This is a genomic window from Paraburkholderia sp. OAS925 (assembly GCF_040543975.1).
Classification (GTDB): domain Bacteria; phylum Pseudomonadota; class Gammaproteobacteria; order Burkholderiales; family Burkholderiaceae; genus Paraburkholderia; species Paraburkholderia graminis.
Genome location: NZ_JBEUNO010000001.1, coordinates 128,628 through 147,892 on the forward strand (window position 1 = coordinate 128,628; position 19,265 = coordinate 147,892).

The 19,265-nt window shown below is 63.0% G+C and carries 19 protein-coding genes; 6 read left to right on the plus strand and 13 right to left on the minus strand.

The window, feature by feature from the left end; genetic code table 11:
- From ABIE53_RS00605 to flhD, 8 genes are all read right to left on the minus strand, one after another.
- On the minus strand, positions 1 to 1,923 hold the full coding sequence (locus ABIE53_RS00605; RefSeq protein ID WP_006050901.1) for a methyl-accepting chemotaxis protein: 1,923 nt from the start codon (positions 1,921 to 1,923) through the stop codon (positions 1 to 3).
- A gap of 42 nt (positions 1,924 to 1,965) precedes the next feature.
- Positions 1,966 to 2,496 (minus strand): chemotaxis protein CheW, encoded by a 531-nt coding sequence (locus tag ABIE53_RS00610; RefSeq protein ID WP_006050900.1) that lies wholly within the window; start codon positions 2,494 to 2,496, stop codon positions 1,966 to 1,968.
- Positions 2,497 to 2,559: 63 nt separating this feature from the next.
- The gene (gene cheA / locus ABIE53_RS00615; RefSeq protein ID WP_114156561.1) at positions 2,560 to 4,860 is read right to left on the minus strand and encodes a chemotaxis protein CheA; all 2,301 of its coding nucleotides are present in this window, start codon (positions 4,858 to 4,860) and stop codon (positions 2,560 to 2,562) included.
- Between the two features lie 84 nt (positions 4,861 to 4,944).
- The gene (locus ABIE53_RS00620; RefSeq protein WP_006050897.1) at positions 4,945 to 5,322 is read right to left on the minus strand and encodes a response regulator; all 378 of its coding nucleotides are present in this window, start codon (positions 5,320 to 5,322) and stop codon (positions 4,945 to 4,947) included.
- Between the two features lie 84 nt (positions 5,323 to 5,406).
- Positions 5,407 to 6,414, minus strand: a complete 1,008-nt coding sequence (gene motB, locus ABIE53_RS00625; RefSeq protein WP_006050896.1) for a flagellar motor protein MotB — start codon at positions 6,412 to 6,414, stop codon at positions 5,407 to 5,409.
- Between the two features lie 19 nt (positions 6,415 to 6,433).
- Positions 6,434 to 7,294 carry a flagellar motor stator protein MotA gene (gene motA, locus ABIE53_RS00630; protein ID WP_006050895.1) on the minus strand — a complete coding sequence of 287 codons (861 nt, stop codon included), beginning with the start codon at positions 7,292 to 7,294 and terminating at the stop codon, positions 6,434 to 6,436.
- Between the two features lie 243 nt (positions 7,295 to 7,537).
- Entirely contained in the window at positions 7,538 to 8,098 is a 561-nt protein-coding gene (gene flhC, locus ABIE53_RS00635; protein WP_006050894.1) for a flagellar transcriptional regulator FlhC, read from the minus strand.
- Between the two features lie 49 nt (positions 8,099 to 8,147).
- The gene (gene flhD, locus ABIE53_RS00640) at positions 8,148 to 8,468 is read right to left on the minus strand and encodes a flagellar transcriptional regulator FlhD (protein ID WP_006050893.1); all 321 of its coding nucleotides are present in this window, start codon (positions 8,466 to 8,468) and stop codon (positions 8,148 to 8,150) included.
- 710 nt (positions 8,469 to 9,178) lie between these two features.
- Here flhD and ABIE53_RS00645 point away from each other — a divergent pair.
- On the plus strand, positions 9,179 to 10,243 hold the full coding sequence (locus tag ABIE53_RS00645; protein ID WP_006050892.1) for a glycosyltransferase family 4 protein: 1,065 nt from the start codon (positions 9,179 to 9,181) through the stop codon (positions 10,241 to 10,243).
- A 305-nt stretch (positions 10,244 to 10,548) separates the two neighbouring features.
- Here ABIE53_RS00645 and ABIE53_RS00650 read toward each other — a convergent pair whose 3' ends face one another.
- The gene (locus ABIE53_RS00650) at positions 10,549 to 10,851 is read right to left on the minus strand and encodes an H-NS histone family protein (protein ID WP_006050891.1); all 303 of its coding nucleotides are present in this window, start codon (positions 10,849 to 10,851) and stop codon (positions 10,549 to 10,551) included.
- 294 nt (positions 10,852 to 11,145) lie between these two features.
- On the opposite strand from ABIE53_RS00650, the gene aqpZ reads away from it, so the two are divergent.
- Both aqpZ and ABIE53_RS00660 read left to right on the plus strand, forming a co-directional pair.
- Positions 11,146 to 11,886, plus strand: coding sequence for an aquaporin Z (gene aqpZ / locus ABIE53_RS00655; protein ID WP_114156562.1), 741 nt, complete (start codon positions 11,146 to 11,148; stop codon positions 11,884 to 11,886).
- A gap of 385 nt (positions 11,887 to 12,271) precedes the next feature.
- Positions 12,272 to 12,598 carry a PXPV repeat protein gene (locus tag ABIE53_RS00660; protein WP_006050889.1) on the plus strand — a complete coding sequence of 109 codons (327 nt, stop codon included), beginning with the start codon at positions 12,272 to 12,274 and terminating at the stop codon, positions 12,596 to 12,598.
- 127 nt (positions 12,599 to 12,725) lie between these two features.
- Here the strand turns inward: ABIE53_RS00660 and ABIE53_RS00665 are convergent, their stop codons facing one another.
- On the minus strand, positions 12,726 to 13,547 hold the full coding sequence (locus ABIE53_RS00665; protein WP_114156563.1) for a Cof-type HAD-IIB family hydrolase: 822 nt from the start codon (positions 13,545 to 13,547) through the stop codon (positions 12,726 to 12,728).
- Positions 13,548 to 13,702: 155 nt separating this feature from the next.
- Entirely contained in the window at positions 13,703 to 14,593 is an 891-nt protein-coding gene (locus ABIE53_RS00670) for a glucosamine kinase nucleotide-binding domain-containing protein (protein WP_114156564.1), read from the minus strand.
- Positions 14,594 to 14,694: 101 nt separating this feature from the next.
- On the opposite strand from ABIE53_RS00670, the gene ABIE53_RS00675 reads away from it, so the two are divergent.
- A complete protein-coding gene (locus ABIE53_RS00675) occupies positions 14,695 to 15,327 on the plus strand; it encodes a DNA-3-methyladenine glycosylase I (protein WP_114156565.1) in 633 nt (210 codons plus the stop codon).
- 369 nt (positions 15,328 to 15,696) lie between these two features.
- On the plus strand, positions 15,697 to 16,122 hold the full coding sequence (locus ABIE53_RS00680) for a hypothetical protein (RefSeq protein ID WP_006050884.1): 426 nt from the start codon (positions 15,697 to 15,699) through the stop codon (positions 16,120 to 16,122).
- A 125-nt stretch (positions 16,123 to 16,247) separates the two neighbouring features.
- On the opposite strand, the gene rpsU is transcribed toward ABIE53_RS00680, so the two are convergent.
- Both rpsU and ABIE53_RS00690 read right to left on the minus strand, forming a co-directional pair.
- Positions 16,248 to 16,460: a 30S ribosomal protein S21 gene (gene rpsU, locus ABIE53_RS00685; RefSeq protein WP_006050883.1), complete on the minus strand. Its 213-nt coding sequence runs from the start codon at positions 16,458 to 16,460 to the stop codon at positions 16,248 to 16,250.
- A gap of 361 nt (positions 16,461 to 16,821) precedes the next feature.
- Positions 16,822 to 17,763, minus strand: a complete 942-nt coding sequence (locus ABIE53_RS00690) for an aldo/keto reductase (protein WP_114156566.1) — start codon at positions 17,761 to 17,763, stop codon at positions 16,822 to 16,824.
- Between the two features lie 265 nt (positions 17,764 to 18,028).
- Here ABIE53_RS00690 and ABIE53_RS00695 point away from each other — a divergent pair, with 265 nt between their 5' ends.
- On the plus strand, positions 18,029 to 19,201 hold the full coding sequence (locus tag ABIE53_RS00695; RefSeq protein ID WP_006050881.1) for a flagellin: 1,173 nt from the start codon (positions 18,029 to 18,031) through the stop codon (positions 19,199 to 19,201).
- The last annotated feature ends 64 nt before the right edge of the window (positions 19,202 to 19,265 follow it).

Here is a 19,265-nt window from a genome sequence, read left to right on the forward strand (position 1 = left end):
TTAAAAGGTTTCCCAGTCGGCGTCCGATCCCGCCGAGCTTGCGCTCGCCGCTGCGGGACGTGCCGCCGGCTCGAATGCCGCGCGAGGCGTCTTCGGCTTGAGCGCGGGTTCGACGCGTGCGGTGCCTGCTTGTCCAGCGGCTGCTTGCTGGTTGGCCGGAGCCGCTGCTGCGCTGTTTGCGGTCGTCGCGTGAGTTGCCGCATGCGCCGTCGCGTTTGCCGTTGCCGCATGCGCCACCGAGCCATTTGCCGTCGCTTGCGCGGCACGCGGCGCGGCCTTTGCCGCAGGCTTGCGGCTCGTGCTCATGGCACGCGCCTTCACTTGCGGCACGGCCGGCGCGCTCGGAGCACTGAAGCCGCGACCCGAACCGCTGCCAACCTTCCAGCCGCTCAGCACGGCCTGCAACTGACGCGTCTGATCTTCGAGCGACCCTGCTGCTGCCGCCGCTTCTTCGACGAGCGCGGCGTTCTGCTGCGTCACTTCGTCCATCTGCACGACCGCGCGATTGACCTGCTCGATGCCGCCCGATTGCTCCTCGGAAGCCGCGCTGATCTCGCCCATGATATCGGTCACGCGGCGCACGGCCTGCACGATCTCGTCCATCGTCGTGCCCGCGCGTCCGACGAGTGTCGAGCCGCTTTGCACCTTGTCGGCGGAGTCGCCGATCAGTTCCTTGATTTCCTTCGCGGCGCTCGCGCTGCGCTGCGCGAGGCTGCGCACTTCGCCCGCCACGACCGCGAAGCCGCGGCCCTGTTCGCCGGCACGCGCCGCTTCCACCGCCGCGTTGAGCGCGAGGATGTTGGTCTGGAACGCAATGCCTTCGATCACGCCGATGATGTCGACCACCTTGCTCGAACTGGTCGCGATGTCCTGCATCGTCGTGACGACCTGGCTCACCACGTCGCCGCCGCGTGTCGCGATGTCAGACGCATTCACCGCGAGCTGGCTCGCCTGGCGCGCGTTCTCGGCGTTCTGCCGCACGGTGCCCGTGAGTTGTTCCATGCTCTGCGCCGTTTGCTGCAACGACGCGGCCTGCTGTTCGGTACGCTGCGACAGATCGGTGTTGCCCATCGCGATTTCGCGCGCGCCGGTGTCGATCGACTCGGTGCTGCTGCGCACCGCCGTCACCATCGACGCCATGCTTTCCTGCATCCGCTTGATGCCGGCAAAGAGGCGGCCGATTTCGTTGTGGCTCGTCACCTCGATCGTTTCCGACAGATCGCCCGACGCGATCCGCTCGAAGCATTCGCTTGCATCCTGCAGCGGCTTCACGATCAGGCCGCGCAGCGCGAAGCGCAGACCGACCACGAGCAGCAGCGCGAGCGCGGAGAACGCGATGATGAGCGTCGTCATCAGCGAAATGTTCGACTGCGCGCCGGCCTGCTGATCCACCGCCTGTTGCTGCAGACTCTTGATCACCGCCGAAGCCGCGTTGTCGTAGACGACGAACATCGGGCTGATCTTCGTGTCGGCGATCGCGTGGTACGCGGCCATATCGTTCGCGCGCAGCGCGGCGAACTCGGGCTCCATGCCGTCGCGCACGAGCGTCGTGCGGCGCGCCAGCAGTTCGTCCATCTGTGCCTGGTCGACGCCCGTCTTCGGCGCGTCGAGATAGGTCTGCCAGTTCTTGTTGCTGAAGCCGTACAGCTCGACCGCGCGGTCCAGCACCTTCTTCGCGGTTTCCGTGTCGCCCGCCGCGGTGAGCGCGGTGAAGCGATCCAGCGAGACACGCGAGCGCAGCAGATAGGCCGAAGCGTCGTCGAGCGCGTGAATCGCGACGAGGTCGCCGCGCGCGATACGGTCGAGCGAACGGCTCGCGCTGCCGAGCGCCGTCAGCCCAAGCACGCCGACCACCATGGTCAGCGCGACGAGAATGATCCCCACTAGCGTGAGCGATGTGCGAATCGACCACCTGCTTAGCATCTCAATGCTCCCTGTTCCTAACTTTTCTGAACGCCGCGGCGGTTACACGCCGAGCGTTTCGATGAGCGCCATTTCACGGCTCGTCATCAGCTTCTCGATGTCCATCAGAATCAGCATGCGGCCGTCGACGGTGCCGAGGCCCGTCAGATACTCGGTCGTCAGCGTCGCGCCGAATTCCGGCGCGGGCATGATCTGATCGACGGCGAGCGTCAGCACGTCGGACACGCCGTCCACCACCATGCCGACCACGCGATGCGCGACGTTCAGGATGATCACGACGGTCTGGTGGTCGTACTCGACGCGGCCCAGATGAAACTTGATGCGCATGTCGACGATCGGCACGATGATGCCGCGCAGATTGATGACGCCCTTGATGAACTCGGGCGCATTGGCGATGCGCGTCACGTTGTCGTAGCCGCGGATTTCCTGCACCTTGAGAATGTCGATGCCGTACTCTTCGGCGCCGAGCGTGAAGACGAGGAATTCCTGACCGCCGGCATCGGCCTGCTGCGCGTCGCGGCGACCATTCGTCGCGTTCGCGACGCTCGAATTGATGGATTGAACTTCTGCCACGTTAGCCCCCAAACGGTTGGGATAAATTGAGTTGAGTGAGTGATACGTCGAGCCGGGCGGACATCATGCGAGGCTCATTGCGCCATGCGCGTTGCGCGATTCGCGGTTCAGCGCCGCCACGTCCACGATCAGCGCGACGCGGCCGTCGCCCAGAATGGTCGCTGCGGAAATGCCGCGCACCTTGCGGTAATTCGTTTCCAGATTCTTCACGACGACCTGCTGCTGTCCCACCAGTTCGTCGATCAGCATCGCAAAGCGGCGCCCCTCGGTCTGCATGATGGTGACGATGCCCTGGGTCGGCTCCTGCTTCGCGCCGTCCACGTTGAACACCTCGTGCAACGCGACGAGCGGCAGATATTCGCCGCGCACGCGCACCACGCGCTCGCCGTTGGCGACCGTGTAGATGTCCTCGGCTTGCGGCTGCAGCGACTCCATCACGAAGTTCAGCGGCAGAATGAAGATCTCGTTGCCGACCTTGACGGACATGCCGTCGAGAATCGCAAGCGTGAGCGGCAAGACGATGCGCGTCGTGCTGCCCTTGCCGGCGTGCGACGTGATTTCCACGTGACCGCCCATCGACTGGATGTTGCGCTTCACCACGTCCATGCCGACGCCGCGGCCGGAGACGTCCGTGACCTGCTCCGCCGTCGAGAAGCCCGGCAGGAAGATGAGGTTCCAGACTTCCTCGTCGGTCATGCTTTCGCTGACCTGCATGCCCTGCTTCGCGGCCTTCGCGAGAATCTTGTCGCGGCGCAGGCCGGCGCCGTCGTCGCTCACTTCGATGACGATGTTGCCGCCATGATGTGCCGCCGACAGAACCAGTTGGCCGGTCGCGTCCTTGCCTGCCGCGCGGCGTGCTTCGACGGTTTCGATGCCGTGGTCGAGGCTGTTGCGCACGAGGTGCGTCAACGGGTCGATGATCCGCTCGATCAGGCTCTTGTCGAGTTCGGTCGCCTGACCGAAGGTGACGAGCTCCACTTCCTTGCCGAGTTTCGCCGCGAGATCGCGCACGAGACGCGGGAAGCGGCTGAACACGTAATCCATCGGCATCATGCGGATCGACATGACGGCTTCCTGCAGATCGCGCGCGTTGCGCTCGAGCTGCGCCATGCCGTTGAACAGGCGATCATGCAGCGCCGGGTCGAACGTGCTGGTGGTTTCCGCCAGCATCGCTTGCGTGATCACCAGTTCGCCGACGAGGTTGATCAACTGATCGACCTTTTCGACGCCGACGCGAATCGAGCTGCCTTCCGCGCCGCCTGCCGCTGCTGCGGGGCGGGCGGCCTTGCGGTCGGAGTCTGCCGCGGCGGCGGGTGCTGCGGCGGCAGAAGCTGCAGGAGCAGCCGCCGGTTTAGCCGCGGCCGGAGCCGGAGCCGGCGCTGCGGCCTTCGCAGGCTCGGCTGCGCGTTCCGCCTGCGCCGGCGCTGCCGCCTGCTGCGCCGGTTCGGCAGCCGCTGAGTGTTGGGTGGCGGCCGAAGCCGCCGGTGCTGCTTGCGCCGGAGACGAGGGCTCAGCGTCGGGCGTTCCAGGTTCGCCTTGCTGAGCACCGTCCGCCGGCGCGGTTCCGCGGCCGATCGAAATCTGACTTTCGTCGATCACGAAGCAGCACACGGCGATGATGTCGTCGGACGTGACATCGGTCTGAAGCCACAGCGTGAGATCGCCGCCGCTCTTGACCTGCCCGACGATGTTGCCCAGGTTGCCCAGCTCTTCGGCGAGCAGTTCCTGGTCCTTCGCATCAACGCCCCGTAGCGTAATTTTCAGATGCGGGCCGGCGGCGTCGTTCGCGTCGCCGGCTCCTTCGGCTTGCCCGGTCTGTGCCGGTTCGCCGTCATTCCATTCGCCCGCCGCCTGCACCGCCTGATCGACGACGTGCTCGGGCGCGCTGCCTTCTTCTACTGTTGCGAATTCTTCGATCGGCGCGGCCACCGCGACTTCGACCGGCGCCGCAGCAGCCGGCGCGGCCATGCCGCGGCTTTCCGCGTGCAACTGCTCGAGCTTCGCGCAGATCGCCTTCGCGACCGCCGCGTCCGGCTCGGCGCTCGCGCGGTAGTCGGCGAGCTGGCCCGAGAGCACGTCCTTGGTTTCGAGGAACGTGTCGATCATGTCCTTGCGCAACACGAGTTCGTTATTGCGCGCACGGTCGAGCAGCGATTCGAGGATGTGAGTCGTTTCCGTCAGCGCGGTAAAGCCGAACGTCGCCGCGCCGCCCTTGATCGAATGCGCCGCGCGGAAGATTGCCGCGAGGTCTTCGGGATCGGGATGCGCGATGTCCAGATTGAGCAGCAACTGCTCCATCTGCGCGAGCAGTTCGTCCGCTTCGTCGAAGAACGTCTGATAGAACTGAGTGATGTCGAGTGTCATGCCTGGGTCACCGCGAGAGTTCCTGTCTAGGCCTGGGCTACCTTGCCGCAGCGTCGAGAGCTTCTATAACTTGCTAGGGTTGCGTTATGCGTGATCTGGCTCGGCCAGAGCCGCGACCAGTTCGGTCAGCAGTTCGGGGTCGAGCGGCTTTTCGATCCAGCCGGTCGCGCCCGCTTCGCGCGCCGCGGCCTTGAACGGCTCGCCCGATTCCGTCGTCAGGACGAGGATGGGCGTGTCCGCATAAGCCGGATTGCCGCGCAGCTCGGCGATCAGATCGAGGCCGGTCTTGCCCGGCATGTGCTGATCGGTGAGCACCAGGTCGAACCGCACGGCGAGCGCGTTTTCGAGCCCTTCCGCGCCGTCCGCCGCGAGTGTCACCTCATAGCCGGCCGCCGTCAGCGTCGCGGAAAGAATCTGCCGCATCGATGCCGAATCGTCGATTGCCAGGATATGCCTGATCATGAAAACCTCGCTGCACTTACGCTGTGAATCGCCTGGCTGTCCGCGCCGCTCTGGCGCAGGAACGGCCGGGCGACCGTCTTCCTGTTACTGAGTCGCCGGCGTTGCCGCCGGCACCTTCGGCGCGACCGTCACGGGCGGCGCCAGTTTTTGCAGCAGCGGCTTTGAGCCCGCTGCGTCGTCCGACAAGGTCGTCGTGGTGGAGTCGTCATGGTTGAGCGCCTCCTCGGACTTCCTGTTCAGCACGATGACGCTGATGCGGCGGTTTTCCGGGTCCATCGGGTCCGCCTTGTTCAGGTTCTGCGTCGACGCGAGACCGAGCACGCGCATCACCTTTGCTTCGTCCATCCCACCTGCGATCAGCTCGCGGCGCGACGCATTGGCGCGGTCCGCGGACAGTTCCCAGTTGCTGTAACCCTTCTCGCCGCCCGCGTACTGCGCGGCGTCGGTGTGACCCTGCACGATGATCCGGTTCGGCACGTCGTTCAGCGTGTGGCCGATCTCGCGCAGAATGTCGCGCATGTACGGCTCCACCTGATCTCTCGCGGTCGCGAACATCGGCCGCTTCTGCGAGTCGACGATCTCGATGCGCAAGCCCGTCAGCGTCGAGTCGATGCGAATCTGCTGCTTGAACTGGCGCAGCACCGGATTCGCTTCGATCGCGGCCATCAGCTTCACCTGCAAGTCGTGCAGGCGAACCTGCTCGCGACGCTCCAACTCGCCCTGCAACTGCTTCATCGAGTCTTCACTGCTCTTTGACACCGTGCGCTCGGCGCGATTGTTCGAACCGTCGGTCGAGCGCGTCACGCCCTGCGCGTCGGTCGAGATATCACGGCCGCCGCCCTTCAGAATGCTCGAGTCTTCCGCGCTGCGGTCGCCGCCCCACAGCGTGATCTTCAACGGCTGGTTGAAGTACTCCGCGATGCCCTTCAACTGCACCGTGGATGCCGAGCTCAGCAGCCACATCAGCAGGAAGAACGCCATCATCGCGGTCATGAAGTCCGCATACGCGAGCTTCCAGGCGCCGCCGTGGTGGCCGGCCTTCTTCGGCGCAGCGCGCTTGACGACAATGGCGCGGTCTTTGTCCTTGCTCATCGGTTCGGTCCCGGCGCCCTTACTTGGCCTTCACGCGGCGCACGTGCTCTTCGAGCTCGGCGAACGACGGACGCTCGGTCGAGAACAGCACCTTGCGGCCGAACTCGACGGCGATCGCCGGTGCATAGCCGTTCAGGCTCGCGAGAATCGTCACCTTGATGCACTGGAACATCTTGGTCGACTCGGTCACGCGCTGTTCGGCGACGCTCGCAAGCGGCCCGATCAGTCCATACGAAAGCAGAATGCCGAGGAAGGTGCCGACCAGCGCCTGCGCAATCATTTCGCCGAGCACGGCAGGCGGCTTGTCGGCGGACGCCATCGTGTGCACCACGCCCATGACCGCGGCCACGATACCGAACGCCGGCATCGCGTCGCCGACCTTGTTCAGCGCATGCGCGGGCGCTTCGCCTTCCTGGTGATGCGTTTCGATCTCTTCGTCCATCAGACTTTCGATCTCGAACGCATTCATGTTGCCGCCCACCATCAGCCGCAGGTAGTCGGTCAGAAACTCGATGATGTGGTGATCGGCGAGAATCTTCGGGTACTGCGTGAAGATCGGACTCTTCGACGGATCGTCGATGTCCGCTTCCAGCGTCAGCGTGCCTTCCTTGCGCGCCTTGGCGAGCAGGACGTAGAGGAGCGCCATCAGCTCCATGTAGACGTCCTTGTTGTACTTCGCGCCCTTGAACAGGGTCGGAATGACGCGCAGCGTTGCCTTGATCGTCTTCATCCCGTTACCGAGGATAAACGCGCCGACGCCTGCGCCGACGATCATCAGCACTTCAACGGGCTGCAACAGCGCGCCGAGATGGCCGCCTTCCAGCGCGTAACCGCCGAAAACGGACAAAAGCGTCACGAGTGTTCCCACGAAAATCAGCACTGCCGAGCCCTCACAAAGAAGCGACGGTGACCGTCGTTAAACTGGTTTACGGCAACACAGCAGAAAACTTTGACGGAAAAGCGGCTTGCCGCGACGGTGTAAACCAGAGGCGGACGCGGTCGGCAAGGCGCCGCTTGCGGCAGGTTTGGCGTTGCGTTGCGCTGGGTTGCGTTGCGCCGGGCGGGCAAGCCGTCGGCATAAGGCGATGAATGGAAGGCCGCGTGGCGGCGGCCGCTGCGGGCGCTACGCGTCGAGCGCCGCGAGGCTCTCGCGGGCGCGGGCGTCGGCGACTTTCTTTGTCTTACCGGCGCGCGATGGCGGCTGGCACAGTCCGCAGACGAACCCATGCTTCGGGTCGTGAGCGTGTGCGACGAAATGTCCGCCGCAGCGGCAGCAGGGCGTGATCTGCAGCATGCCCGAGTCGAAGAATCGCACGAGCGTCCACGCGCGCGTGAGGCTGAGCACGGGTTCGTCGTCGTGCAACTGCACGTGCTCGCGATACAGCCGGTAGCTCTTCACGATCGACTGGATCGTCGCGCAGCCGCCATGATCGGCCATGAAACGGTAGATGTTGTAGAACAGCGAGGAATGAAAGTTCGGCTGCCAGGTCATGAACCAGTCGGTCGAAAACGGCAGCATGCCCTTGGGCGGCGAAACTCCTTTCAGTTCCTTGTACAGCTTGATGAGCCGGTCGCGCGACAGGCTCGTTTCCGCTTCGAGCAGTTGCAAACGCGCGCCGAGTTCGATCAGTTCGATGGCCAGGGTGATTTCCTTGACTTCGAGCACCACACTTTTATATGCCATCCTGCTTGCGTCCCGTCCCGATTGCCTTGCCGAAGCTGCGAAACGCCATTCAGCCGAGCTGCTCGACCGGCTGGCTGGCCATCAGAATCGCGGAATGCGCCTGCGCGACGGCGCTGGACTTGCCCTTGTCCGCGAGTGCGGAGAGCACGGCATGATCGTCGAAACGGAAACGGCACAACACCTGATTGGACGCCGCGAGCTTGACGGTCTGCGCCAACGAGAGGTTGGCGAGCACATCGGCTAGCTGGTCCGAGATCCCCATGCGAAACATGCCCATCGGCTTGTCTTCGCGAAGCAGGCGCTGCGCGAGCAGGAGATAAGACAGGTTGACTTCTCTGATCTCATTGAGCATTTCGCTTGTCGCGCTCATGATTCCCCCGGGGTGTATCTGGCTGGTCAGGCCGTTACGGAAACGTTTGCTCGGACGCGCGCACTTAAACGCACGAATCGGCTCGTTTCTGGTCTTGCGGCCATTGTCGCCAAAGGGGGAGCGAAACAAAATCGGACAGACACCCAGCTTGTTTGACGGATTAATCCGTCATTCGTGTAGGAATTTTTCCTACTTTGCCAGGTTGGGAGAGAAAGGAATGAGACTGCGCGATGCCGCGCGGCAACTCTTTATGCGCGGTGAATACTTAGCGCCCGAGGATTCGGCGTAAATGAACTAAACGGTGAGTTTTGCGGAGCCGCGCCTCGCACCGTACGACGGTGAGCCGGATTATAAGGTCTTTTCACCACTGCGTAATATTTTGTGCGGCGGGAGCGGGCTCGCGGCTTGCTACAGGGGAACGCGCCGTTTACCAGCGCCGTCGGGAGCTGGGGCTGAAATTGGCCTGTGAGCGCCCAGCGACGGGCGTTGGCGCGTGTAACGTCTCGTGTTTCGCGCTGTAACAACGTTAAGCGTTTGAAAAATAACTCGAATTGGCGCGGCCGATCCCGATAATGAAGCTAAGGGATAACCCGATGCAGATTCGGAGCACCCCCGGGCGGCGGCTTACCGCGCCCAACCGTCCGTCAGGCATTCGCTCCCCGCTCGACTCGAGCGCTGCTGTGCGAAGCCGTGTCAAACAGGAGAAACGCATGCGAATCGCACAAATTGCGCCGTTGTATGAAGCAGTCCCGCCGAAGCTCTACGGTGGCACCGAACGTGTCGTGTCCTACCTCACCGAGGCATTGGTCGACGAGGGCCACGACGTCACGCTGTTCGCGAGCGGCGACTCGGTGACATCGGCGAAGCTCGATGCGTGCTGGCCTCGTGCGCTGCGCCTCGACCCGACGATTCGCGACGCGCTCGCCCCGCACATCCTGATGATGGAAAAGGTGCGCCGGGTCGCGCACGAGTTCGACGTGCTGCACTTTCACCTCGACTACATGCCGTTCCCGCTTTTTTCGACGATGGACACGCCGTTCGTGACCACGCTGCATGGCCGCCTCGACCTGCCCGAGCTGCAGCCGGTGTTCGATGCGTTCCCGGGCGCGCCGGTCATCTCGATTTCGGATTCGCAGCGGGTGCCGCTACCGCAGGCGAACTTCCTGAACACCATCTATCACGGTCTGCCGGAGCAGCTACTCACGCCGCAGACGCACAAGAAGCCGGAATACCTTGCGTTCCTCGGCCGTGTTTGTCCGGAAAAGCGCGTCGATACAGCCATCAAGATCGCTGCACAAAGCGGTTTGCCGCTGAAGATCGCCGCCAAGGTGGACAAGGCCGACCAGGATTACTTCAAGCGCGAGATCGAGCCGCTGCTGTCGCAGGCGCATGTCGAGTTTGTCGGCGAAATCAACGAGGCGCAGAAGCCGGAGTTTCTGTCGGGCGCCAAGGCGCTGCTCTTCCCGATCGACTGGTCCGAGCCGTTCGGCCTCGTCATGATCGAGTCGATGGCCTGCGGCACGCCGGTGATCGCGTTTAACCGCGGCTCGGTGCCCGAAGTGATCGATCATGGCGTGACCGGCTACATCGTCGAGGACGTGCAAGGCGCGGTGGCCGCGCTGCAGCGTCTGGACGAGTTGTCGCGTACGGAAATCCGCGCGCAGTTCGAGCGCCGCTTCAGCTCGAAGACGATGGCGCGCAACTACGTGGACGCGTATTCGGCGCTGATCGAAGCCGCGCGCCGGCCGGTTCTGCGCCAGGTCGCCGTGGGCTGATAACGGCGAGCGCCGCGCGGCCTGTCATGCGCGCGGTGCTTTAAACGGACGAGCGTTCCGTTGCCGATACAACTGATTCGCTACCGGCGCTTTCGATTCATTGAAAACCGCGCACATTTTTCCATGTGAATCGTTTTGCGCGGACGATAAGCCGGTCTTATCGCGCTACTTTTAAGAAAAGCCGCCTGGCAAAGGCGGCTTTTTTAATGGCGCCGTGGATGCGCTTCCACATCCGATTAGCACAGTCGAGTAAACACGCAGCGGCGTTGGTCCTTCAATCCGCTTTCGCGTCACTCGCAAGCAACTCAGCTCGCGCCAATCAGAAAACGTTCGCGGTTCTTGCCGACGATCCACTTGGGCGGTTTGCCGCGGCCGCTCCACGTATTACCCGTTTTCGGGTCCTGATATTTAGCCGGCAGCGGCGCCTTCTTGGGCGGACGGCCCCGCTTGGCGGCCACTGCAAAGCCGAGGTCCTGTGCAGTCAGGCCATATTCGGCGATTTTTTGGCGGATGTCGGCTATCACATTGTCAATTTCCGTGCGACGAGCTTCTTCTGCTTGTGCCTGCAATTTGGCGATCTGCGCCTTGAGGTCTGCATATTGAGACATTCCGGTTCTCCCCTTTTAGAACTCATTCGCCTCGCAGACTAACTGTAATTATAAAAATTCGCAATGGATAACATTACCCATTAAGCGAGCTATCTTCTGATAATTATTAAACATAGCTCAATTGTAAAACGGCTTTATCCCGTAATAACTGGTAAAGCCAGCCGGCATTGACGATTCTTGACACTCGATTGGCCACTCTTTCCCTAGAATTGAACGTTCACAGCACGCGCCCGCGCCGGCCGTGCGTTCACGCTCCGTGCTTCCCGAGCGTCAATTATTTTAGGATACCCAAACATGCAGTTGTCAAAGCGCCTTGCCGCCGAGTTGTTCGGCACATTCTGGCTCGTGCTCGGGGGCTGCGGCAGCGCGGTTCTCGCCGCGAACTTCGCCGGTCCGGTGCATGGTCTCGGCATCGGTTTCGTCGGTGTGTCGCTCGCTTTCGGGCTGACGGTGCTGACCATGGCCTTTGCGATCGGACACATTTCGGGCTGCCATCTGAACCCGGCGGTCAGCGTCGGCCTGACGGTGGCCGGCCGCTTCCCGGCTCGCGACCTCCTCCCGTACATCGTCGCGCAGGTGGCGGGCGCGGTGCTGGGCGCCGCGGCGCTCGCGCTCATCGCGTCCGGCAAACCCGGCTTTGACCTCGTTGCGAGCGGCTTCGCGAGCAACGGCTACGGCGACCGCTCGCCGGGCCATTACTCGCTCGTCGCGGCGTTCGCCTGCGAGGCGGTCATGACCGGCTTCTTCCTGTTCGTCATTCTCGGCGCGACCGACAAGCGCGCGCCGGCCGGCTTCGCGCCGATCGCCATCGGCCTGTGTCTGACGCTGATTCACCTGGTTTCGATTCCGGTCACGAACACGTCGGTCAACCCGGCGCGCTCCACTGGCCCGGCGCTGTTCGTCGGCGGTGCTGCGGTGGATCAGTTGTGGCTGTTCTGGATCGCGCCCATCATCGGCGCGGTGGTTGCCGGCCTGGTGTATCCGCTGATCGCGGAAAGCCGTGGCGGCAATGCGCAGAAACTGGCTCTCGACTGATCGAGCCCGGTTGTCTGAGTGAGCAAGGCGGGCGCTGCGGCGCCCGTTTTGTTTTTGGGCTTATGTCGCAACCATTCGATTTGATTAATCCGTTATACAGATGTAAGCCGCGATTACGCGTTGCGCGCCGCGACGCTGCTTCGGCGTAACGGCGGAGCGCTTGTGGCGGCGTTCGAATAGGCCCGCGGCCTGCGCCGACAGCCTTTCCGTCGTCATCACCCGGCGCCAGGCACCGCACGAGCGCAAACTCGCCGGTCCTCAGATCCTGCGGAGTTGCTTGCAGTCCGTAACATCTGGTCGCAGTCCCGGCGGAGTGGATTGCGTAGATTGGACCTGTGCGACAAACATCTGTCGCGTCACAGCAAGCCTCTTGCAGGAGAAAAACATGAAACGCATCGTCACTCAATTGCTGGTTGCCGCGGGCCTTGCAGCAGGCGCATGCGGGGTCGCGCAAGCGCATACGGATCTCAATATCGGCGTCTCGCTCGGCGCGCCGGTCTACACGCGGCCCGCCCCGGTCTATGCAGCGCCGCAACCGGTGTACTACGGCAACGGCGGCTGGGGCCATCGGTACGATCGCGGCGACTACTATCGCGGCGACCACCGTTACGAACGCGGCTGGAACCGGAACGATCGCCATTGGGGTTACGACGACCGCGGCCGCGGCGATCGTGGCGACCACGACGGACGCCGCGGCGGATGGCGCGACTGATTGCGATACTGATGGCGCGACCGATTGCCGGCCCGGAAACGAACGTGACCTGAGCTAGCCGGGCTTCACCGACTGGCCCGCATCCGCGAAAGCAGATGCGGGCCAGTGCCGTTTGCAGCCCGAGGCGCTAGGCCATCAGTTCGTCGTCGATTGAAAAGAGCTTGCGCAAGTGGTGCGCGACGCCCGCTTCGAAGTTATTGCCGATGCGCGGCACGTTGGGCAGGCGCGTGATCAGGTCGGGATTGGCGTTGTTCATCATGAACGGATGGCCGGCTGTTTCGAGCAGGTCGATGTCGTTCATGTTGTCGCCGAAAGCCACGCAGTGCGCGGCATCGACGCCCACGCGCTCGAGCACGATCTGCAGCGCGCGTCCCTTCGACACATTCGACGTCATCACTTCAAGACAGTCCGGCAGCGAGTACGTCACGTAGAGCGCGTCGCCGAATTCGCGCGCGAGGTTCGCGGCCACCTGCGCGAGGTCCGCCGGGTCGCCGATATAAAGCACCTTGGCGATGTCCACGCCGTCGTGCGCCAGCAGTTCGGCCACTTCGTAGGTGAAGCCCGAATCCTGATGAAACTTGAGCAGCTCGGGCGCGTCGCGGTCGATCAGCCACGCCTGATCGGCGAACAGGTTGACGATCACGCGACCGTGCGCGCCGACAATCTCCGGCTGCACGAGGCGTTGCACGATAGCGGGCGGCAGATCGTCGGCGTGGATCACGGTGTTGTCCGGCGCATGGATGCGCGCGCCGTTCGACGTGATCAGATAAGGCTTGATGCCGAGAATGTCGCGAATGCCCGCGACATCGCAGAAATGGCGGCCGGTGGCGATCACAAACTGCACGCCGTCACTTTCGAGCTTGCGCACGGTGGCGACCGTGAAGGGGTCGACCTGGTGATCGGCATTGAGCAGCGTGCCGTCGAGATCCGTGGCGATGACTTTGTACATGGCGAGATGGCAGGCAGCTTGGGAGGCTGTATTTTACCGTCGATGCCTCGGTGTTCGGCTGGCAGGTTGGGCTTCAAGGTTCGGCTTCAAGTTCCACCTCAAAGTTCGGCTCCAAGGTTCGCCTTTAGGGCTCGGCTCCGAGCTTCGGCTCCGCCTCAACCCTCACCCGCCAGCCGCCCAGCTTCCCTTTGCGCCAACCGCAAGCCGCCATGCGCGGAATCCGCCAATGGCTCGCGCAAGCGCGGCTGATAAGCCTGCGGCACGTATTCGCGCAACGGCGCACCAAGCCCGCCGCACAACGCAATCGGCAATCTCGCCGATGGGTCGAGCGCCGCGATCATCTTGCCGATTTCAACGCCCGCCGCGCCGAGCAGCCGCGCGGCAAACGGATGCGTGCGGTGCGCGATCACGACCCGCGCGAGACTCGCGTACGCCGTCTGATTCGCCTCGCAAAGCCACACGGTAAGGGCGTCCCGATCGCTCGCGCCGACGTGCGCAAGCAGCGCCTGCGCGAAGTCGTCGTTGGGGCCGCGGCCGTCGAGCGCGTGCTGCGCATGGACGATGGCGCGCACACCGAGCCAGGCGCCGCTCGCTTCATCACCCGACGGAAAACCGTAGCCGCCCACAATCCGGCATTCGCCGCCCTCATGATCCGCCGCTGCCGCGATGCTGCCCGTGCCGAGCGCGACGATCACGCCGTGGGCGCCCCCGTGCGCGCCGAGCAGTGTCGTGTACGCATCGCTTTCGACGGCGAGTCCGGCCAGCGCGGGCGCCTGCGCGAGAAACGACGCCAGCCAGTCGCGGTTGTTCACGCCCGCGAGGCCGCAACCGAGCACACAGCGCGACCAGCCGAGCGCAACGCCGGCGTTCGCGAATGCCTGCTCGCAGCCGGCCGCAATGGCAAGCCACGCACGTTCGACGCCAAGCCCCAAGCCCGACGGCCCGCTCGCCGCATGCGCCAGTTCGCGCCCCTGCGCGTCGGCGAGCACGACGCGTGTTCCGGTGCCGCCGCCGTCGACGCCGATCAGAAATAGGTCTTTGTTCATCGATTGAAATGCGTTTCTTGCGAAATAGGCATAGCGTGGCAGGTCCTTTTCGATCCGGCAATTGGCCGAATGGCCAGCTTGCGGCGCTCAGGCGTTCGGCTATGCTGGCGAGCGACATCACAACGGGGAGCGCTAAATTGACACAGCGATGCAACTGGGTATCGAGCGAAGCGCTCGCACATTATCACGACGCCGAATGGGGCGTGCCGTCCCGCGACGACCAGCATCTCTTCGAAATGCTCGTGCTCGAAGGCGCGCAGGCCGGCTTGTCGTGGTCCACGATTCTCAACAAGCGGGCCGGCTACCGGCGGGCATTCGCGGACTTCGACATCGACAAGGTTGCGCGCTTCACGCCGGCGCAGGTCGAGAGGCTCGTCGTGGACGAAAGCATTGTGCGCCATCGCGGCAAGATCGAATCCGCCATCACGAATGCGCGCGCCGTGCAGCAGATTCAGGCGGAGCATGGGTCGTTCGCCAACTTCATCTGGTCTTTCGTCGATAACACGCCGATCCAGAACGAATGGGCATCGTACAAGGAGGCGCCGGCATCGACAGAAGTATCGGATGCGCTCAGCAAGGCGCTAAAACGCTACGGCTGCAAGTTCGTGGGCTCGACCATCTGCTATGCGTTCATGCAGGCGGTCGGCATGGTCAACGATCACGAGGCAACTTGCATGTGCCGCGCCAGGTGTGCAGCGCTCGGCAAGAAGGGACGCGCGCGTAAGGCCGGTTGAGGTTGGGGCGTTCAATCGGCGACTCGTATGGTCGCTGGGGCTGGCGGACCTCACGCCTGATTGCGACGGCCCTCTCGCAACAGTCCCCTTGCGAGATCATCACACGCCCGTCCGCATCAGCTATCCGGTAAAGCCCTGCTGTGCTTATCGCCGGTGCCGGCCGTTATACGGTTATGAGCGGTCACAAGCAGCAGTGACCGCTGCGTTCGCCGCCGCAACGCCGGCGCAAAGCGCTCCTCGGACTCGCGCGAATCTTCGAATTGAGGACGTTTCGCGATGCTAGTCGGGGTTTCGCCAGCGAACGCAAGCGGGATACTGGAATCAGCCGCTCAATAACGAGTAACGACCGCGTCGCATAGCGAAACCATCATGAAAACTCTTACCTTCCTCACCCATCAGGACATTTTCGACCAGGCCGTCAGCCATCTCTTCGGGCAAAAGCGCGCGGCGCTCCTGCCGCGCGGAGGCGGCGCTTACCGCGGCTATTGCGGCGGCTGCCCAGTCGGCAACTTCATCAAACTGCGCGATTACATGACGGCCATGGAAGGCGTGCCCGTGCGCTATATCGGCAAAACGCCCGTCGCGGCGCCCGCTTACATGGACGCCGGCATCGCCGCTCTGCGCAAGGCGCTGCTGCGGTCGCGCATCAATGTGTACGATCAGGAGACGATCGATCTGCTTAGCTGCCTGCAAAACGTGCACGATGTGTTCGGCACGTGGGAATGGGATGACCGCTTGAATTCGATTGCACGCCAGTTCGGTCTGTCGGCGCACATGCTGAAGAACGCGGCTTAACGCTACAAGGCGCGCGCCGCAGCCCGCGCCAACTCGCGAGGCAACCTGGCGCCCATAAAGCAAAACGGCGATGTGGCTTCTTTCGAAGCTCACACCGCCGTTCTGACCGTGCTGAAAAAGCGTGCTTAGTGCAGCTTCTTCGGCAGCATCTGGCTGCGCAGGCGCTTGTGCAGGCGCTTCACAGCAGCAGCCTTCTTGCGCTTACGTGCCGTGGTCGGCTTTTCGTACGATTGGCGCTCACGCAGTTCTGCGATCAGGCCGTTCTTTTCGATTGCGCGACGAAAGCGGCGAATCGCCACTTCGAACGGCTCGTTTTCTTTCAGAAGAATCGTCGTCATGTAATTCCTAACTCAATCACTTGATAGGGGTTAATTGCGTGGCGGGGAAACCGCTCACGCGCCGGCCCTCCGGTCGTTTCGATTCATGGCCAGTAACAGGCAAACGCGGGAAGAACCCGGCCAAACCACGAATGAAACGAGAGGCAAAGCGGCCACGGAGGCCGGAAAAGAGAGGTGTGGAGCTCACCGCGGAACGCGGACAGACGTATTGCAAAGCCGCGCCTGCTGCCGTTTCGCCAAACCTTCCATCAACGAAAAGACGATGACGAAACAGGCAAAGATCTCAATTCACTCCCGATGATATCAGGAAACTGTCCATCGTACCAGGGGTTTAGGGATTACGCCAGGCCGCCGCGGCAGTTCACGCGCTCGCGTCGTCCAGTTCCCGGATGTCGCTGCCCGTCAGCGTCAGATGAACAGCGGCGACGAGGCTCTCCAGTTGCCGCAGCGACGTCGCGCTCGCAATCGGCGCGGTCACGCTCGGCCGGGCGATCAGCCACGCCAGCGCGACGCTGGCCGGCGTACTGGCGTGCCGCGCCGCGACCCGGTCGAGCGCACCGAGGATTCGCAGGCCGCGCTCATTCAGATACTTCTCGACGCGGCTTCCGCGCGCCTTGTCGGCAAGATCTTCCTTCGAGCGATATTTCCCGGAGAAAAATCCGCTCGCGAGACTCCAGTACACGACCACGCCGAGCTGATAGGCGAGCGCCACCGGCTCCAGATCGGTCTCATATCCGGCGCGATCGTACAGGTTGTACTCCGGCTGCAACACCTGATATTCCGGCAGCCCATACTGACGGGAAAGCGCCAGCGCTTCTTCGACACGCGCGCCGCTGTAGTTCGACGCGCCGATCATCCGCACCTTGCCCGCCTCGATCAGCCGCTGATACGCGCCGAGCGTCTCGGCAAGCGGCGTCGCGGTGTCGTCGTCGTGGGAAAAATAGACGTCGATGTAATCGGTCTGCAAGCGCCGCAGCGAATCTTCGACGGCTGCCTGAATGTTCGCGGCCGAGAGCCCCTTGCGCTGCGGATGCTTCGACACTTTGGTCGCGAGCACGATCCTGTCGCGCTTGCCGCTACGCTGCAACCACTTGCCGATGATCGCCTCCGACTCACCGCCGTGATTGCCGGGCGCCCACGCGGAATACACGTCGGCCGTGTCGATGAAGTCCAGCCCGGCGTCGACGAACGCGTCGAGAATCGAAAACGAAGTCGCTTCGTCGGCGGTCCAGCCGAATACATTGCCGCCGAACATAAGCGGCGCGACTTGCAATTCAGAGTGTCCAATGCGGCGCTTTTGCATGATTTCTCCCGGCTTTATCGCAAGAGAAAAAGAGGATACGCCGCCTTTTCAAATCCCGCAGCGCGCCTGGCGGATCGGCCTCAAACGCTTGTCCGGCGCGGCCCGCGCGCCCGATCAGGCGAGCCAATCGGTGTGCGATTACAGAAAGTTCCTCAAGTTTTTTTTAGGAGGGCCGTCAACCTTCACTGAGGCGGCCAGCAATGAACGAAGCTTCCGCCGATGCCAATATGGCGTATTGGGCTCAGGCTTATTTAGGAGATTTTCCATGCTCGGAATCAATAGCAATATCAACTCGCTGGTTGCACAGCAAAACCTCAGCGGCTCGCAAAGCGCCCTGTCGCAAGCCATCACCCGCCTGTCGTCGGGCAAGCGCATCAACAGCGCGGCTGACGATGCAGCAGGTCTGGCGATTTCGACCCGTATGCAAACCCAGATCAACGGTCTGGGCCAGGGCGTGTCGAACGCGAACGACGGCGTGTCGCTGATTCAGACGGCGTCGAGCGCGCTGTCCTCGCTGACTTCCAGCCTGCAACGTATCCGTACGCTGGCTGTGCAGGCTTCGACCGGCACGATGTCGTCGTCGGACCAGGCAGCGCTGCAGAAGGAAGTTGCGCAGCAAATCCAGGAAGTGAACCGTATCGCGTCGCAAACGACGTACAACGGCACGAACATTCTGGACGGCTCGGCTGGTATCGTCGGCTTCCAGGTTGGCGCGAACGTCGGTCAGACGATCAACCTCGACCTGTCGAAGAGCATGTCGGCCGCTAGCCTCGGCAGCGGTTCGCTGGCAACCGGCCAACTGGCTGGCACGATCAGCAACCTGAACATCGACGCAGCGACGGGCGCAGCAGCAACGTCGACGCCGAGCGCGAACATCATCACGTCGATCAACGTGCTGTCGGACGGTCATGGTGGCTTCAGCTTCACCGACCAGAACGGTTCGGCGATCAGCTCGGCAGCCGCTAGCACGATTTTCTCGGCAGGCGCACAGACGAACGCTACGCTGGGCGCTCCGGTCACGACGCTGACGATGAACACGGCTGCATACGACCAGACGAACGCAGCGCTGGACAAGTCGGTCCTCGCCGCAACGGCACAGATCGGCGCAGTCAACGCGTCGAACACGTCGGTGTCGAAGCTGGACATCAGCACGGTCAGCGGCGCGAATGTGGCAATGGTCGCAATCGACAACGCCTTGACCGCAGTCAGCAACCTACAAGCAAGTCTCGGTGCAGCACAGAACCGTTTCAGCGCGATTGCAACGTCGCAGCAAGCTGAAGCAACCGACCTGTCGTCGGCACAATCGCAGATCACCGACGCGAACTTCGCGCAGGAAACTGCTAACCTCTCGAAGGCTCAAGTGCTGCAACAAGCTGGTATCTCGGTTCTGGCGCAAGCCAACTCGCAGCCGCAGCAAGTTCTGAAGCTGCTCCAGTAATAGCTTCTGAAGTTTGACCGGACCTCGCGCTTCACCGCGCGTTGTCCGGTTTTTAGCGTTTCGA